The organism is Pseudoalteromonas luteoviolacea NCIMB 1944 (genome assembly GCF_001625565.1).
Classification (GTDB): domain Bacteria; phylum Pseudomonadota; class Gammaproteobacteria; order Enterobacterales; family Alteromonadaceae; genus Pseudoalteromonas; species Pseudoalteromonas luteoviolacea_F.
Map to the genome: position 1 here is coordinate 280397 of NZ_AUXS01000015.1, position 17565 is coordinate 297961.

General features: G+C 42.4%; 17 protein-coding genes. 7 read left to right on the forward strand and 10 right to left on the reverse strand.

What is annotated here, in order from left to right; genetic code table 11:
• The first annotated feature begins 135 nt into the window (after positions 1 to 135).
• Positions 136 to 930 (forward strand): substrate-binding periplasmic protein, encoded by a 795-nt coding sequence (locus tag N483_RS04545; protein WP_023397449.1) that lies wholly within the window; start codon positions 136 to 138, stop codon positions 928 to 930.
• A gap of 6 nt (positions 931 to 936) precedes the next feature.
• On the opposite strand, the gene N483_RS04550 is transcribed toward N483_RS04545, so the two are convergent.
• The 5 genes from N483_RS04550 to N483_RS04565 form a co-directional block, all read right to left on the reverse strand.
• Positions 937 to 1551 (reverse strand): hypothetical protein, encoded by a 615-nt coding sequence (locus N483_RS04550; protein WP_023397450.1) that lies wholly within the window; start codon positions 1549 to 1551, stop codon positions 937 to 939.
• Positions 1552 to 1576: 25 nt separating this feature from the next.
• Positions 1577 to 1732, reverse strand: a complete 156-nt coding sequence (locus N483_RS26860; protein ID WP_023397451.1) for a hypothetical protein — start codon at positions 1730 to 1732, stop codon at positions 1577 to 1579.
• A gap of 347 nt (positions 1733 to 2079) precedes the next feature.
• Positions 2080 to 3711, reverse strand: coding sequence for a methyl-accepting chemotaxis protein (locus N483_RS04555; RefSeq protein ID WP_023397452.1), 1632 nt, complete (start codon positions 3709 to 3711; stop codon positions 2080 to 2082).
• Positions 3712 to 3856: 145 nt separating this feature from the next.
• Entirely contained in the window at positions 3857 to 4567 is a 711-nt protein-coding gene (rsuA, locus tag N483_RS04560; protein ID WP_023397453.1) for a 16S rRNA pseudouridine(516) synthase RsuA, read from the reverse strand.
• A 48-nt stretch (positions 4568 to 4615) separates the two neighbouring features.
• Positions 4616 to 4945 carry a 5-carboxymethyl-2-hydroxymuconate Delta-isomerase gene (locus N483_RS04565; protein ID WP_023397454.1) on the reverse strand — a complete coding sequence of 110 codons (330 nt, stop codon included), beginning with the start codon at positions 4943 to 4945 and terminating at the stop codon, positions 4616 to 4618.
• 207 nt (positions 4946 to 5152) lie between these two features.
• Between N483_RS04565 and N483_RS04570 the strand changes: the two genes are divergently transcribed.
• The 5 genes from N483_RS04570 (at position 5153) to N483_RS04590 (ending at position 9653) form a co-directional block, all read left to right on the forward strand.
• The gene (locus N483_RS04570) at positions 5153 to 5938 is read left to right on the forward strand and encodes a hypothetical protein (protein ID WP_036975000.1); all 786 of its coding nucleotides are present in this window, start codon (positions 5153 to 5155) and stop codon (positions 5936 to 5938) included.
• Positions 5931 to 6554 carry a LysE family translocator gene (locus N483_RS04575; RefSeq protein ID WP_023397456.1) on the forward strand — a complete coding sequence of 208 codons (624 nt, stop codon included), beginning with the start codon at positions 5931 to 5933 and terminating at the stop codon, positions 6552 to 6554. The genes N483_RS04570 and N483_RS04575 overlap by 8 nt, the downstream gene beginning before the upstream one ends.
• 8 nt (positions 6555 to 6562) lie before the next feature.
• Entirely contained in the window at positions 6563 to 7063 is a 501-nt protein-coding gene (locus N483_RS04580) for a gamma-glutamylcyclotransferase family protein (RefSeq protein ID WP_023397457.1), read from the forward strand.
• Positions 7064 to 7075: 12 nt separating this feature from the next.
• Positions 7076 to 8638, forward strand: coding sequence for a serine hydrolase (locus tag N483_RS04585; protein ID WP_023397458.1), 1563 nt, complete (start codon positions 7076 to 7078; stop codon positions 8636 to 8638).
• A 97-nt stretch (positions 8639 to 8735) separates the two neighbouring features.
• Positions 8736 to 9653: a histone deacetylase family protein gene (locus N483_RS04590; RefSeq protein ID WP_023397459.1), complete on the forward strand. Its 918-nt coding sequence runs from the start codon at positions 8736 to 8738 to the stop codon at positions 9651 to 9653.
• Between the two features lie 5 nt (positions 9654 to 9658).
• Here N483_RS04590 and N483_RS04595 read toward each other — a convergent pair whose 3' ends face one another.
• Positions 9659 to 9961 carry a hypothetical protein gene (locus N483_RS04595; protein ID WP_023397460.1) on the reverse strand — a complete coding sequence of 101 codons (303 nt, stop codon included), beginning with the start codon at positions 9959 to 9961 and terminating at the stop codon, positions 9659 to 9661.
• Positions 9962 to 10038: 77 nt separating this feature from the next.
• Between N483_RS04595 and N483_RS04600 the strand changes: the two genes are divergently transcribed.
• Positions 10039 to 12555 carry an EAL domain-containing protein gene (locus tag N483_RS04600; RefSeq protein ID WP_023397461.1) on the forward strand — a complete coding sequence of 839 codons (2517 nt, stop codon included), beginning with the start codon at positions 10039 to 10041 and terminating at the stop codon, positions 12553 to 12555.
• Here N483_RS04600 and N483_RS04605 read toward each other — a convergent pair.
• The 4 genes from N483_RS04605 to purH all read right to left on the reverse strand — a co-directional run bounded on the left by N483_RS04605 (position 12531) and on the right by purH (position 17354).
• Positions 12531 to 13343, reverse strand: a complete 813-nt coding sequence (locus N483_RS04605) for a DUF2797 domain-containing protein (RefSeq protein WP_023397462.1) — start codon at positions 13341 to 13343, stop codon at positions 12531 to 12533. The genes N483_RS04600 and N483_RS04605 overlap by 25 nt on opposite strands.
• Positions 13344 to 13537: 194 nt before the next feature.
• Positions 13538 to 14821: a phosphoribosylamine--glycine ligase gene (gene purD, locus N483_RS04610; protein WP_023397463.1), complete on the reverse strand. Its 1284-nt coding sequence runs from the start codon at positions 14819 to 14821 to the stop codon at positions 13538 to 13540.
• A 14-nt stretch (positions 14822 to 14835) separates the two neighbouring features.
• Positions 14836 to 15666, reverse strand: coding sequence for a class I SAM-dependent methyltransferase (locus N483_RS04615; RefSeq protein WP_023397464.1), 831 nt, complete (start codon positions 15664 to 15666; stop codon positions 14836 to 14838).
• 101 nt (positions 15667 to 15767) lie between these two features.
• On the reverse strand, positions 15768 to 17354 hold the full coding sequence (gene purH / locus N483_RS04620; protein WP_023397465.1) for a bifunctional phosphoribosylaminoimidazolecarboxamide formyltransferase/IMP cyclohydrolase: 1587 nt from the start codon (positions 17352 to 17354) through the stop codon (positions 15768 to 15770).
• Between the last annotated feature and the right edge of the window lie 211 nt (positions 17355 to 17565).

The following is a 17565-nucleotide window of genomic DNA, read 5'->3' on the forward strand; positions in this document are numbered from 1 at the left end:
GCGCAAACTTATTGCTTCGTGAATATAAATTGTGAAATATATATACTTAAGGCGAAGAGAAATTCTTTCTTTGTTTATATATAGTGATTTATAACGTCGTAATTGCCGAGCTAATTAGCACGTTTGGGGAACATTATGATCAGACATATTTTTTACTTTTGCCTAATTGCGCTAGCCATTGCAGCAAGTGCAAACGATAACGAAAAAGAAACCATCTATGTCGCTAAAGAGCAGCGTCCGCTCTATGATCGTGACCTTTTTTTATATGAGCTACTGCAACAGGCATTAAAAGCTGTTGACCATGACGTTAATATCGAACATGTGAAAGTGCATCCACACCAGCAGCGGACATTAATGGCGCTCAGCAAAGGGCAAGTTGACTTACATTGGAGTATGACAAGCCCCGCGCGTGAGAAATTGGCAATAGCGGTAAAATTCCCTTTGTTTGATGGCCTAATAGGTAAACGAGTATTGATCATCCATAAGGCCCAATACGCTCGTTTTAAAGCAGTCACAGAGATAGCGCAATTAAGCCGTTTTACAGCGGTACAGGGACACGATTGGCCAGACACCAAAATTCTGTCAAGCAATGGGCTTAACGTAAAACCGATCGTAAATTACCAGGCGATGTTTGATATGGTGTTGGATAAAAAAGCAGACTATTTTCCTCGCTCGATTGTCGAGGCACAATCGGAAATCGTAAACCAAAATCGCCCAGAATTAATGATAGTGCCCGATTACTATTTATCTTATCCTGCAAGGTTTTATTTTTTCGTCAATAAAGACAAACCAGGGTTGGCCAAAAAGCTTGAAATGGGGTTAGCTAAACTGAAAAGCAGCGGTGCGTACCATGCGCTATTACAGCGCTACTTTGACCTCAATATGTTGTCAAAGAGTCATATGCTGCCGCTAACAAACCCATTTCATTGAAATTACTTAGCGCCTTATTGAAGGGACTTTGAAGTCATACGCCTCTTTATATGTGATAAATGTCAACACTACTAAAACACCACAAAAGAGCGAATAATTTAAGTAACCTGTGATGTCAAAGGCATAGAAAAAGAACGTCATATCATACCCCTTACCATTACGTATATAATTCTCTATCAGCGCAAAGAAGCTCATTGCTGCACTGATAAGGCAAAGCCAAGGTAATATACTGTCAGCAAATGTATATCGGATTTTGTGCTTAGGAAAGAGGCGCTTAGATATTTCTACCCGATAAGTAAGCGGCACTAAAATAATGAGCTCTTTAAATAAGTGAACACCGTAAATCAAACTATTTTGGATAAGTCTATCTCCGGGTGTTGATACCAAGCTGATCAAGCCCGTCGTGAAGATAATGTTTTCAAATAAGACCGGGATCATCGCGATAAATGAAATGGAGCATATATTGACATCTCGGAGTCTATGTCCAATCAAAAATACCAAAGAGATAATAGAGATATAGGCGAGAAAAAAGAAATATGTCGCGTCTTGAATAATAAAGATCACCACTACCATTACAACATAAGGTAGTAGTAAATCTTTGAATGCAAACTGTTTTGCCATAAGTGATGCTTATCAGAAAAATAAGTTAAGGGTATTGGCTGGGCTTTTTTTGGCCCGCATTATTATTTGCAACAAGCGCCTCTCGTTGTGAGTTCCGCTTTTCTGAAAAAGGGTCCGCAGGACCTAATAAACCTGAGCCGCCTGCAATTAAACGGCATTGTTTGTTAGCAATCATCTTCATTGTGATTATCCTTATTTCATTATCGTCTAGTCAGCTATTTGAATGTGAGACATTCTCTAGTTTCCAATGGCAATAGGCACAACGCAAAGCCTTACTGCTTTACCAGAAGAAGTATCACCAAAAATCATTAAAAAGAACCAAAATAAAAAACAAAGTTGGTACTTTACGTTCGATTTATTCTGGGCGACTCAATGAATTTAACACCAAATAATTTAGAGTTAAACATTTTTTTACAAAAAAATAGGATGCTAAATTCAGGCCAATTTGTGAAAAAAAATACCCAAAATAGAAAAGGTTAGATGTACCTATTCTACTTTGGGAAAATGCATTATGGTAAAAGTGTGAAATTAAAGCTTAAATTTCGCCATTTCACTTTCTAATTGCGCCGCTTGCGCCTTAATGCTGTCAGTTGCACTGTGGGCTTGTTGCGATACATTTGCTGTTTGTGCAGCTGTATCAGAGATGGTTACTACCCGTCTTGCGGTGTCTTCTCCTGCCATTAATTGCTCTTTTGCTGCCAAGGCTATTTGGTCACTCATTTGAGAAATTGCGCTCAGTGAAGTGGCTACACTGCGTAGTGCTTCGCTGGCCTCATTGGACATCGAAACCGTTTTTTCACTGGTAGCAATACTCAAAGAAACTGAAGATTTGGCTTCTTGTGTCGCTGCTTGCAAGTTGCCAATCATCGTATGAATTTCTTCTGTGCTAGATTGGGTGCGCTGAGCAAGTTGGCGTACTTCATCAGCAACCACGGCAAACCCTCTGCCTTGTTCGCCAGCACGAGCTGCTTCAATTGCTGCGTTTAGTGCAAGTAAGTTAGTTTGTTCCGCAATGCTCTGAATAACACTGAGCACATTGGCAATATTATTCACTTCTTCATCAAGTGCTTGAATATTGTTGCCTGCGCTATCAATTTGTTGCTCAAGTAGCACAATGGCTTCACTTGCATTTGCGGTAAGCCGATCAGCGTTTTGACCTTGGTTTTCTGCCTCTTGTACTGAAAAAGCAGCTTGCTCAGCATGTTCTACGACTGTTTGAGCTGAAGCCGTTAATTCTGTTATAGCAGATGCAACCATCTGAGTTTCTTCACTTAAACTCAATGTTAGGCTTTCGAGATCATTAGAGCGCGCTTCACCGTCATAACTTTGCTCTTTTAACTTGTCACTGACCACCATAAGTCCGCTAACAACACCTTTTAGACCGTCTTGCATATAGCTCATGGCAGCCATAATGCTGTAATCCTTAGCACGAGACGTATCTATTAGTGATGTGAGATTGCCGTGAGAGACATGACGTACGATATCAAGCACCTCATTTAGCTCCGCACCCAGTTTATTGGACAGCGACAGTCCATAGCGCGTGACGGTGAAAGTGAGTGCGATTGCGATAATCAGAGACAGTGTGAGCAGCCAGCTAGCGGTTTCCCAATATCTCGCATCAACTTCTTTGTAACTGATACCTGTGCCAACATACCACCCGAATAGAGAGGTTTTTTGCACCACAGATGTTAAATCAACCACTTCTCCGTCTCGTCGAGAGTTCCAGTGATAGGTAATGATGCGATTCGTTTTGTTGCCAACCTTTCTCTCCACCAGTCGTCCAATACTGTTGCCATCGGCGTCTTTAAAGTCGTTAAAGCTGGTGCCGTGTAGTTGTGGGTCATGGGGGGCAGCAACGAAATTAAGCTGCTCATCGACGACGTACACATATTCGGAGTCGTGATATTTATTTTCTCTAAGAATTTGTGCTGCCAGTTTTTTTGCTTCCTGTTCAGTTAATTCGCCAGCTCGCACAAACTGCTCAAATTGTTCTACGATATTGACGGTACTTTTCATCAATTGATTAATTCGAGCGATATTATCCGTTTCACTGGCGTGACGAAGTGATTGCAGCCCGAGCACCGCGATGGAGATTAAGGCGATAAAAATAGCAGCTGCAAAAAATATTATTTTTAGTCTTAAAGTCAGAGTCGAAAACACAATATGCACCTTAGCGAGGAAGTTAAAAGTTTATGGCACTCTACCTTTATGATTTATCATGTTTGAGCGCGCTATGTAAGTAGGGCTTTGCCGTATATAAGTAAAAATTAGATGATTTTTCCTCATATGACGACCTTATTACGACCTATTTTGCATTGATTATGTCTATTTCATGCTCTGTAAGAGGGCGGTATTCACCTGCTGACAGTTCGTGATCAAGTTCAATATCACTTATTTTTTCTCTATGCAATTCAACAACATGATTTGATACTGCTGCTAACATACGTTTCACTTGATGATATTTCCCTTCGCAGATAGAGAGCCGCAGTGCATATTTATCAACAGCTTGCGCTTGTGCTGGTCGAGTTAATTGCTTTTCATTGTGTAAAGCGACACCTTGGCGTAATTGCTCCAGCGCTTCTTCTGTAATTATTTCTTTTGTTTCAACAAGGTATGTCTTGTATTTTTGCTTTTTTGGCGAGGTAATTTGGTGTGACCACTCACCATCATTGGTGATCAGTACGAGCCCTGTAGTATCGATATCAAGTCTACCTGCGACATGAAAATCTTTTAAGTTCGGCTCATCAAGTAAATCAAAAACAGTAGGGTGTAATTCATCGCTATTAGCGCAGACATAGCCTTGTGGTTTGTTCAACATGAAGTATCTTTTACCTAAATATTTCAGTGGTTTACCGCTTACTTCAACACTGTCTTCGCGAGTGATTTGAACATCACTTTTTTTTGTTACTATGCCATTGATAGACACTTCTCCCTTTTTGATCAGGATTTTTACTTTGCTACGCGGCAGTTCGTTTATATGACTAACGAATTTGTCTATTCGGCATGGGAATTTCATCTATTTTCTCTTACTTGATGGTATTGCTAGGTACACATTATGAATCATTTAATTTTTTCGATAAATAGCAGGGTCTAAATCATAGGGGTGCACACTCAAACTGACGGATTCAGAAAATAGGGTTTGCAATGTGCTCAGTAAGGATTCGCTTAGGTGTTGTTTTTGGGTTTGCGTTCTTCCTGTTAAGAGATGGACTTGGACATGAACAAAGTCAGTTTTACCATTTCCCAGTATGCACTCCGGGAAAGCCACTCGACGTGTTTTAATGGTGCTTGCATCAAATAGATTTGTGTCAATGGTGCTTTGGTGTATGGATTTGAGTAGTTGTGAAAAGTCGGTATCTAGAGATGCTGAATGTTCAATAATGATGTGTGGCATAAGGTTGCGATTATTTATTCTTGGTGCTTCATGATAATTGGCTTCTCGCTGTTAGCCAAGTCTAGAACTCCATATCTTCAAGTATGGTCCGCAGAGATTTTGCTACCGTGCTTTTAATGTTATTTTATCATCGTCTTACCTTGCTTTAACTGAATAGGCCTTGGTAAGGTGTTGAGTTATTATCCTCTAGAGATGTCGAAAAAGCGTATGTTATCAATTTTTAAGCCAAAGCCTCTGTTAGAGTCCCCTGAGTCACAATCGCTAATTGATTTATTCCTGTGGGCTGCAGAACATTTTGATAGTGAGTATTTTTTACAAAAAACCCAAGTTGTACAGCCGACAGAAAAACACTTTCCTGACAGGGTCACCAGCGTTGAAGAGATGGCACAATCTGTGTTTGAACGTGTAAGAAGCTACGCAGGTTTATCTCACTGGCCAGTTCAGTTAAGTGCGCCACAACATATGCCTATGCAGCAGGCATTTCCTCGGTTCACATTGTCTGGTGGGCTAAGAGGAGAGGATATTTCGTTGGTGAGTAAACCAAGTCAGCCAATTTTGTTGTCTTATAATCCAAACCAAATTAATCAACCACAAGATCTTGTGGCCAGTATGGCTGGTGGTATGGCGCTGATGCTAATTCATCATGTTGGGAAGTTACCGCCAGGCGGACAGCAAAATTTATCTGTGGCGGCAGATGTATTGGCGATATTTATGGGCTTTGGCACCATGTTATGTAACACCGCGTATCATTTTAGAGGCGGGTGCGGCTCGTGTTACAATCCATATGCAAATCGTCAAGCCGCGCTGAGTGAGCAAGAAAGTATATTTTTACATGCTTTAGTATGCCACTTTAAAGGAGAGCAACAAGGTGGGAAGCACCTTAAACCTCACTTAAAAAGCATGTTTAAAAAGGCGCAAAAGCAACTGAAAAAAATATTAGAAACGTCGCCAGATCCTATGTTATTGGCATTAGAGGAACGCGGTCGTGGTTGAATATCTCGATGAATTTTTAATCATCGCACTGGCTCATTTTCTTGCGGTTGCAAGTCCGGGACCTGATTTTGCGATTGTTTTGAAACAAAGTGTCCAGCAGGGCAGACGGAATGCTTTGTATACTAGCGCGGGTGTCGGTTTAGGCATTTTTGTGCATGTTTCATATTGTCTACTGGGTGTGGCGATACTACTGGCCAATTCACCTGAACTTTTTGACTTGTTTAAGTATGTTGCTGGCGCTTATTTAGCTTATATGGGCGTACAGGCATTACGTGCTAAAAAGAACACGGAGCCTGAACAACATCTTGATGCATCGTCTAACACTGAGTCTGATTTTAAAGCCTTGCGACGTGGCTTTTTAGTCAATGCATTAAACCCAAAAGCGACGCTGTTTTTTCTATCTTTATTCACCTTGATGATAGATCCTGAAACGCCACAGGCAGTACAAATTTTTTACGGCTTGTATATGGCTTTAGCAACTTGGGTTTGGTTTTCTCTGTTATCAGTAATTTTATCTAGGCCGAGAGTTCGACGGTTTTTTCACCGTGCCGGACATTGGTTTGATAGAGGGATCGGGGTGGTGTTGCTGCTTTTGGCAATGCGAGTTGTAATATAGGTAGTGCAATGCAAACTGACGATTATTTTTATTTTGCCTACGGTTCAAATTTATCAACTTTGCGGCTTAAAAAAAGGCTGCCGAATGCACGCTTAATTGGCACCGCGGTTTTGCAAGGACATCAACTCACATTTGATATGCTGAGCAAAGATGGTTCCGCCAAGTGCAATATTGCTGGTGCGCCTGCGCCCATGGTTGTCTATGGCGTTGTGTATGGCTTGTCCCAATTAGAAATGACGGAGCTAGATAACATTGAAGGTGCTCGCTATGATCGTGTCATATTCAACGTCGACTTAATGAATCGAAGAACGATTAAAGCCCATTGTTATGTTGCAAATACTTTCGTAAGTAATCAGCTTCCTTTTGATTGGTATAAACAACATGTGCTAAACGGGGCTTTGGAGCATGGGTTTCCAGAACCGTATATTGAAAAAATTAAAATGCAAAGAAGCATTGTTGACGAGAATAAAAATAAACATTTATTGGAATCAAACATTTATAAAAAATAAGGCAATACGGATATGAAAAAAGCTTTTTGGCGCAAAGTATGCTGTGCAACAGCAATGTTGATGAGTAACAGTGTTTTAGCTTTAACTGCGCCACAGTTGGCTGAAGTTGAAAAGTCTGTACAGCAAGCTATGGATGATTTTTCAATTCCAGGTCTGGCGATCGGGATTGTAAATGACGGCAAAGTTGTATTAGCGAAAGGGTATGGCGTTAGGCAGTTTGGCAAAGAGGGCCTAGTAGATCAACATACGTTGTTTGGAATAGCTTCAAACAGTAAGGCATTTACTGCAACTGCATTAGCGATGTTAGCGGAAGAAGGTAAATTAAACTGGGGAGACCCCGTAATTAAGCATTTACCTGAATTCCAGTTACATAGTCAGCAATTAACTGAGCAAATAACTATTCGAGATCTGGTGAGCCACCGCAGTGGGTTGGCACTCGGTGCTGGTGATCTGATGATTTGGCCAAATACAGATAAATCGATAAAAGATATATTGGCTGGACTAAAGCATATTAAACCTATTGCTGCACTGCGCACAGAGTACCATTACAATAATTTGATGTTTGTTGTAGCAGGTGAGGTTGTTGCAAGAGTCAGCAATATGAGCTGGCAAGACTTTGTTGAAAAACGCATCTTTCCTCAGGTTGGGATAGATAACTCGTATGCAGGTTTTTCTCGTATTGGAAACAGCAATAAAAATTTTGCGACAGGCACAATTAAATACAATGGGCAGCTAGAAGAGTTTGTCGGTGACTATCTCGAGGATTTCCGAGGAGCTGGTGCCATTGCATCAAACGTAACGGATATGACTAAGTGGTTGCAGACACAGGTCAATGCAGGTAAAACGCCTTTAGGAAAGCAGCTGATTGATCCGTACATGCATCAATATTTATGGCATCCCCAAATAATGCGCCTACCAAAAGAGTCTGATAGAGCGGCATTTAAGCAAGATTTTAAAGGTTATGCTCTGGGTTGGGCCGTAGAGAGCTATTTGGGTTATAAGCGTGTGGGCCATATGGGCGGGATATTGGGTATGGGCTCGCAAGTTGCAATGATCCCAGAAAAAGGGCTAGGGGTTGTCATTTTATCGAATCAACACGCCTACCCTGCGCTCAAAGCAATTACCAATGAAGTATTCGAACAGGCACTTGGTTTAGAACCTCAAGACTGGGTAGCACAAAGCTATCAGAGCTATAAACAACAGCGCGACGCGCTGTACAATAATCTTGGTCCTGAAAAAGTTATTGATAAGCAAGCGAGTTTACCTTTGAGCCACTACACAGGTACACTTCGCAGTCCTTGGTACGGGGACGTGATTGTGGAAGAAATCGCAGGGCAATTACATATTGATTTTACACATACCAAACTGTTGAAAGGGACATTGAGCCATCATAATGGCAATACCTTTGTGATTAAATGGCATGAAAAGCTATTAGAAGCTGATTCATATATTCATTTCACCATGCATGATCAGCACGTTAAAAGTGCTGATTTGGAGTGGGTAAACCCAGATGTTACTGACTTTAGTTTTGATTTTCATAATCTTGGGTTAGTCGCGGTGCCTCAAGAAGATTAAGGCAGAACGGGTTACTGGTATATCAAACCAAAGTATCAAAGCATGTAACCCCATGCTTTGATACACTGGTCACTCAGTTTTTGTAAGGACAGCGGATATGCGCACTGCAATCATCTCCCACCCATTGTGTCGTCGGCATAAAATGGCGAGTGAACACCCCGAATCACCGCAGCGTCTAGATGCGATTTCTGATCGGGTATTAGCTTCTGGGTTGGACATCGCGGTGACTCATTTAACTGCACCCAAAGCAGAAATGTCACATTATATATTGGCACATGATACTGAGCATGTTGAGCGGGTGTTGTCGGCAATTCCAGAGCATGGTCTTACGGACTTAGATGGTGATACGGCACTGTGCCGAGATTCATTCAAAGCTATAGAGCGGGCCGTTGGTGCGGGTATCTTGGCAGTCGATGAAGTACTTGCAGGGCGCCACGATGCTGCTTTTTGTTCAGTGAGACCGCCAGGGCATCATGCAAGTCAAAATAAGTCAGCGGGGTTTTGTATTTTTAACAATGTTGCGATTGCTGTCAAATATGCGCAAACTAAAGGCATTAAGCGCATTGCAATATTGGATATTGATGTGCACCACGGTGATGGTACACAAGCAATTGTAAAGGAGGATCCTAATGTTCTCTTTTGCTCTTTGTTCCAATACCCTTTTTATCCAAACTCTGAAATTGAAAATACCGAGACTGTCGTTAATTCGCCATTGGCCGTTGCGAGTGACGGCAATGATTTACGAGCATTGTACAGTCAACAATGGCTACCTAAACTGCGCGCATTTAACCCTGAGTTGCTCTTTATTAGCGCCGGGTTTGATGCTCATTTAGAAGATGATATGGGTGGGCTCAAATTTGTCGAAAGTGATTACGCTTGGTTTACTCAACAGATCGCGCTCTTAAGTAAAGAGCTTGATTGTCTTGGTATCATCTCATACCTAGAGGGCGGCTATGATTTGTCTTCTCTTGGCCGCAGTGTTGAAACACACATAAGAAACTTAGCTGAATCGTAAACTTTCTAGATAGTTTCCGCCATTAAACTAAATACCTGTTCTATATCAGAAATGTGTATTTTTGCAGTGCAGCAGTGACCTTCAGAAGCGAGCTTTTGTTGCACTAAAGGCGTTAAATTGGCAAAACTATCCAGCGTTATTGGCTCGCCATTGAGTGTACTTGCACTTCCATCCTTAAAAATACATGTGGTTGTTTTTATTTGCTTTTCAGTTAAATAAAACACACTTTCTTGCAGTGATTGTGGGCTGTCAACATACTCTATACTTTGGTCGAATATCAGCACTAATGGGTATGATTTAATCGTCATTATTTGTTCTCAGTCAAAGTTAGCACTAGGTAGCCAAGTATACTCAAGATGGTAGTTAGAATGCGAGGAAAGTGCTTATGATAGGTGACTCACGTCAGCTGAAAATTAAAGACGTGTTTTCGACTAGCTTGTTATCTTGTGATGAATCAACCAGTTTATACGATGCACTCGTCAGAATGCGACAGCATAGCGTAAGTTCCATTTTTATCACGAAAGATGGTGAGATAACGGGTATTTGGACAGAATCAGATTGTGTAAAGCTAGATCTTAAACATATTCACCTTACAGAGCTCCCTATTGGTGAGGTCATGACCTCGCCAGTGCACGATATTCTGCTTGATAAAACATTGAGCGAAGCAACCATTAAACTGCATCAACTTGGTATCCGACACTTACTGGTAATTGATTCGAAAAATGAACCGGCAGGTGTGGTTTCGCTATCAGATATAGTTCGTAATCAGGGCTTGGATCACTATCTGCATTTTCGTCCTATTGCCGATCATTATGACAGCTGTGTCAGTGTGTTGGATAGTCAGCAGTGCATCAGCGACGCGATTGAAATCATGCGCAGAGACAAAACAACCGCAGTGTTAGTTCATCACACTGAACTGCAAGAGTACGGGATCATCACACAACGTGATATTGCATATGCCATACTCGATCCGCAGTGGCAAATGCCATGCTGGCAGCTCGCGAGTTATCCTATGTTATCCATGACTCCGGAGGAAAGTTTATTTGATGCCTACCGTATGATGACGGCTAAGTCTATTCGCCACCTCGTTGTCAGAGATGCGACATCGAATGAAGTCATTGGTCTTTTGGCACTGAAAAATGTGCTTACAGAAATCGAAACAGCCTATTGCAGTGAGCTTGAGAATGTATTGGCACAGCGAGATATCGCATTACGCAAATCGGAGAAAAACCTCTATTTAGCGAATCGGATCATCGATGCATCACTCGATGGCATTATGATCACGCGTAGCAGTGGAGAGATCATTCAAATTAACCCAGCTTTTAGTGCTTTGACAGGCTATCAAGACTACGAGGTGATAGGGCAAACTCCGAGCCTACTGAGTTCAGGCCTTCACGATGAAAGCTACTATAACAGAATGTGGGAAGCGCTGAGAGAGAAGGGGGTGTGGCAAGGCGAAATTTGCAACAAAAAGAAAAGTGGGGATATTTATGTCGAGTGGCTCACAATTATTGAAATCAATGACCCCTATAGTGATGAAACGTTATACGCAGCGATATTCAGTGATATTACTGAGCGTAAAAATGCAGAAGAAAAAATTGCGCGCCTTGCATATTTTGACGAGTTGACAGGACTGCCTAATCGGCGCTTGTTTTATGATAGGTTGTCTATGGCATTGGCATCGGCACATCGCGACCAACATAAGATCAGCGTGATGTTTATCGATTTAGATCGCTTTAAAGAGGTAAATGACACCCTAGGGCATAGTGCTGGTGATAAGTTGCTCACGCAAGTAAGTGAGCGGATCAAAAGTATCCTCAATGAAGGGGATACCTTGGCACGGCTCGGCGGAGATGAGTTTGTGGTTTTGCTGACAGAAGTGGTCGATGTGGATTCTGTGGTTAATTTTGCAGATAAGCTGTTATTACAGTTTAATAAGTCATTTGACTTGGGAAACATCTGTGTTGCTGCCACTGCGTCATTGGGCGCGTCCATCTACCCCGATGACGGTTTGGATAGTGAGAGCTTATTAAAGCATGCTGATGTGGCTATGTATCGCTCCAAAGAGCTGGGACGAAACTCATTTCAAATGTATAAGGCTTCAATGAATGCTCGTTCATTAGAGCGCTTATCGATGCAAAGTCGATTTCAAAGTGCACTTGAAAATGGTGAGTTTGAACTTTATTTTCAGCCTCTAAAGTGCCTAGTAAGTAGCCGCTTGACAAGTTTGGAGTGTTTATTGCGCTGGCACGATCCCAATCTTGGGATGATCTCTCCTGCGCAATTTATCCCTCTAGCGGAAGAGCTGGGGTTAATTGTAAAACTGGATGAGTGGGTGATTGATCGCGCTTGTGCACAGCTTGCACATTGGAGGAAGACCAATATTGAAATACGGCACTTAGCTATTAATATTTCTGCGCAGCACTTAACACAAGGGGATCTAGTTAATACTTTACGCTATGCGTTAGATAAATATAACCTGAGTGGTACACAAATTGAGTTAGAGCTGACAGAGTGCAGTTTTGTCAGTAATTTTCAGCGAGCTAAGGCGGTACTGACTGAGCTGAAAACAATGGGGGTCAGTATTGCCTTGGATGATTTTGGCACCGGTTATTCCGCTTTAAGTTATTTAACTAAGCTACCGATTGATATCTTAAAAATAGATCCAAGTTTTATTGCCAAGATCCCTGATGAATATGGAAACAGCGAAATTGTCAGCGCTATTATTGCGATGGCCAAAGCGCTTAAACTGCACGTTGTCGCTGAGGGAGTAGAAAAGCAGGAGCAAATGCGTTTTTTACAAAAGCTAGGTTGTCATGCGATGCAAGGATATTTGTATTGCAAGCCGCTTACTCAAGCGGCTTGGTATGAGTTTTATCAAGCAGAAAAACTGACTTCGTAAGAGGTGAACTTACGAATGTTGATAACCCCATTGTCAAAGATCAAATACTGGCCTTTAATCCCTTTTAAGATCCCGGTCACAGAGGGTTCTTTGTCAAAATTAAATGAACTGATCTTGGTTGGGTAGTCTTCTACTGGGAAGGCTAGATCAACCACCTCTTCATCGAGGCGCTCGATTGCTGTGGCACCAAACAGCTGTGCAAGTTCATCGAGTTTTTCTTGGATCTGAGGGATCAACTCCTGAGCACTTTGCTTCAGATCTAACTCTGGGTTGATACCCTTGAGCATGTTGCGCCAATTGGTTTTGTCGGCAATGAAGTTTGCGAGCGCAACTTCTACCAAACCAGACTGGAGGCGAGTTTGTACTTTAAAGATTGGTAACGCCTGTGTTGCGCCTTGATCTATCCAGCGGGTTGGAATTTGAGTATGGCGTGTGATACCAACCTTCAACCCTGATGTATTCGCCAAGTAGACATAGTGAGGGATCATGCAATTGGCTTCTCCCCACTCAGGTTCGCGACAAGTACCTTGGTCATAATGACAAGTTTCAGGCTTCATGATGCACATATCGCAGCTAGCGAGTTTTTTCATACATACAAAACAATGGCCTTGGGAGTAGCTTTTTTTAGTCTTTTTACCACAACTACAGCAATATATATTACCCGTGAAAGTCAAAGTTATTTCCTGACCGAAATAGTCATTTAAATTAACTAATTGATCGCCAATGGGTAGTTGATATTGAATTGGGTTTGTGAGGGTGGCTTTAAGTTTACTTAGTGTGCCCTGCATCTTTACGCCCCTAAAGATGATACAAAAGGAGATCCTAGCAAGACAGCCAAAAAATACCAATGATAAAATCAAAAAAAATTATATATTTCAATTGTTTGCAATTGATATTGGTTTTTGTTTTTATTTGCGTTATTTAAAATTGAAATAAAAAAAGCGGCTAATTTTGAGCCGCTTTTATAGGATACCTAATTTGATTACTGCTCACGTGCAATGGCACGATAAGCAATATCAGTGCGGAACTCTACACCTTCCCAGTGGATATCTTGGACCAGTGCATAAGCGCGCTTTTGCGCCTCTGTTACTGAGTGTCCTAGTGCTGTCGCACAAAGTACACGTCCACCAGCCGTTACAACAGCACCGCCTTGCTGTTTAGTGCCAGCATGGAATACTTTCTCGCCTTCAGAGTAATTTACTTGAAGACCAGAGATTGCATCTCCTTTAGGGTAGCTTGCAGGGTAACCTTTCGCAGCGAGTACAACACCGACAGCAGCTCTTGGATCAAACTGAATCTCAGTTTGATCCAGCTCTTGGCGGTTTGCAGCTTCAATTAAAGATACAAGATCTGATTGTAAACGAAGCATGATTGGCTGTGTTTCAGGATCACCAAAGCGACAGTTATATTCAATGACTTTTGGTGTGCCGTCAGCTGTTATCATCAAGCCAGCATATAAGAAACCTGTATAAGGGTGGCCTTCAGCTGCCATTCCTTCTACCGTAGGGTAGATCACTTCATCCATAATGCGATTGTGGATCTCTTGAGTTACAACAGGCGCAGGCGAATATGCACCCATACCACCGGTATTAGGCCCTTGATCACCATTGTATGCACGTTTGTGGTCTTGGCTGGTGGCAAACGGTAAGACGTTTTTACCGTCTACCATGACGATAAATGAAGCTTCTTCACCTTCTAAAAACTCTTCAATTACCACGCGGCTGCCAGCATCACCAAATGCATTGCCTGCTAGCATGTCGCGGATCGCTTCTTCCGCTTCAGCTTCGGTCATTGCTACGATCACGCCTTTACCGGCTGCCAAACCATCTGCTTTGACTACTATGGGTGCACCTTGCGCTTTGACGTATGCAATTGCAGGGTCAATCTCGGTAAATGTCTGGTAGCTCGCTGTTGGGATTTTGTGTCTAGCTAAGAAGTCTTTAGTAAATGACTTTGAGCCTTCAAGTTGTGCTGCTGCTTGAGTTGGGCCAAAAATAGCGAGGCCTTCAGAGCGGAAGCGATCAACAACACCAATCACCAATGGTGCTTCAGGACCAACAATCGTCAACGATACTTTTTGCTCTTTGGCAAATGCAACAAGTGCATCAAGGTCTTCAACACCAATTGCAACGTTTTCTAATTTTGGTTCTAAAGCAGTACCAGCATTACCAGGTGCTACAAATACAGTTTTTACAGATGGGTTTTGAGCGGCTTTGAACGCAAGTGCGTGTTCACGGCCACCGCTGCCAATGACAAGTACATTCATGGCAAAGTTTCCTATTAAATCTTTTTAAACTTTAAAGTCATTCGGTCGCTTTCCCCAATCGCCTTGTATTGCGCTGATTTTTCATCACCCAACGCAAGTCTTGGCGGTAGTGTCCAAACACCGCGAGGGTGATTTGCACTATCAAGTGGGTTAGCGTTAATTTCACTGCTTGCTACCAATTCAAAGCCTGCTTTTTTAGCCATTTCTATGACATAGCTTTGCTTCATATAACCTGAACGCTTTTGATCTTCTGTATCACGGTGCTCTGGTAAGCGATGCTCAACCACCCCTAAGATCCCACCAGGCTTAAGCGCCTTATGGAATGCTTTGAATGATTTAAGTACACCTTCATCACCAGGGCGCATATACCAGTTATGAACATTACGGAAAGTTAAAACCATATCCGCAGAGCCTGCTGGTGCGATATCATGATGAGTCAATGCAGAGAATTCAGTCATTTTGATTTCGCTAAAACGTGTATCACTTGAAATCTTACCTTTAAATGCGGCTAATGACTTTTTGTAATACTCAACCTCGGAATCGGCCGGGAAGTGTGCTGCGTATAAAGTACCTTGGCCTTTTATTGTTGGCGCTAGGATCTCTGTATACCAACCGCCACCTGGTGCGATTTCAACGACAGTCATATTGGGCTTAAGACCAAAGAACTCCAATGTTTGGACTGGATTACGGTATTTATCACGCGCACGATTACTCTCAGCGCGTTCACTGCTTTGTGCCGCTTTTGCAATATTTGCATTTGAGCTATCAGAGCTTGTTGTACTGCTACAGCCTGTGATTGCAGTGACGATGCCTGCAGCGATTAATGCTTTAATACCTAATTTCATTATTCAGTTCCTTCAAGGTTATTGTGATTGTCTTTTGGTCAGAATACTTTAAATTGGTGCAAACAAAAAGCGCGAAACGTTAAACGTTTCGCGCTTTTCGATTAGTGGCGGAAATGGCGCATTCCGGTGAATACCATTGCCATGCCAGCTTCATCAGCCGCGGCAATAACTTCTTCGTCGCGCATAGAGCCTCCAGGTTGGATCACTGCGGTGATACCAGCCTCTGCTGCAGCGTCGATGCCGTCGCGGAATGGGAAGAATGCATCTGATGCCATAACAGAACCTTTCACTTCAAGGTTTTCGTCAGCGGCTTTGATCCCCGCGATTTTCGCTGAGTAAACACGGCTCATTTGGCCTGCGCCCACACCAATCGTCATACCATCTCGAGCATAAACAATGGCATTTGACTTAACGAACTTCGCTACTTTCCAGCAGAATAGTAAATCTTTTAACTCTTGCTCTGTAGGTTGGCGTTTAGAGACAACTGTTAGATCGCCCAATGTAACCATACCTTGGTCGCGATCTTGGATAAGTACACCACCGTTGACACGTTTGATATCAACACCTGTCGATTTCGCTTCCCACTGGCCACACTCTAAAAGACGGACATTTTTCTTTTCAGAAACAATCTCAGCAGCTTCAGCAGAAATGCTTGGAGCAATGATGACTTCAACAAACTGACGCTCGATGATAGCTTTGGCTGTCTCAACATCTAGTTCACGGTTGAAGGCAATGATGCCACCAAAAGCCGATGTCGGATCAGTTTTAAACGCTCTGTCATAAGCACTTAAAATGTCTTTGTCTTCAGCGACGCCACAAGGGTTAGCATGTTTGACGATAACACAAGCAGGCGCTTCGAAGCTTTTCACGCATTCAAGCGCAGCATCAGTGTCTGCAATGTTGTTGTAAGATAATGCTTTACCTTGCAATTGCTTCGCTGTTGCCACTGACGCTTCTTCAATATCATTTTCCACATAGAATGCGGCATCTTGATGAGAGTTTTCACCATAGCGCATGTCTTGCTTTTTAGTGAACTGCATATTGATAGTGCGCGGGAACTTGGTCTCTTCGGCTGCTTCTTCTGTGTAATCAGCAACAAGCTTACCGAAGTAGTTTGCTATCATGCCGTCGTACTGTGCTGTATGCTCGTAGGCAGCAATAGCAAGATCAAAACGTGTTTTATACGTTGTTGAGCCTTGGTTTTCTTTGATTTCAGCTAAAACGCGATCATAGTCGCTTGCATTGACCACGATTGTAACGTCTTTGTGGTTTTTAGCTGCGGCACGCACCATTGTTGGGCCGCCGATATCAATATTTTCAATTGCATCTTCTAGGCTGCAGTCAGCTTTTGCAACAGTTTGTGCAAAGGGGTATAAGTTAACTACAACCATATCAATAGCAGAGATACTGTTGTCTGCCATAACGTCTTCATCTTGGCCACGACGCCCCAAGATCCCACCGTGTACTTTCGGGTGGAGAGTTTTCACGCGACCATCCATGATCTCTGGGTGGCCTGTGTAGTCAGATACTTCCGTTACCTGAATGCCGTTGTCGGCTAGGAGTTTACAAGTACCGCCTGTAGAAAGAAGTTCAACGCCTGACTCAGCTAGAGTGCGGGCAAACTCAACGATACCAGTTTTATCTGACACGCTTAATAGTGCGCGACGAATAGGACGATGTATATCCATGATGGTTTTGATTTCCTCAATGATTAGTTAAGGGCTAGCTTAGAAAGGCTGTATTTTAGCTCAACTAGGATGAGAAAACGATGGAAATGATGTTAACGAGATTGAGAAATACTGAACTTTCTATATTGAGGAGGGTAAAGTTAGGATTTCAATATTAAAATTGGATGAGTTAAGCAGAATAAAATGTACTATCAGCATATCACTGAGCAGA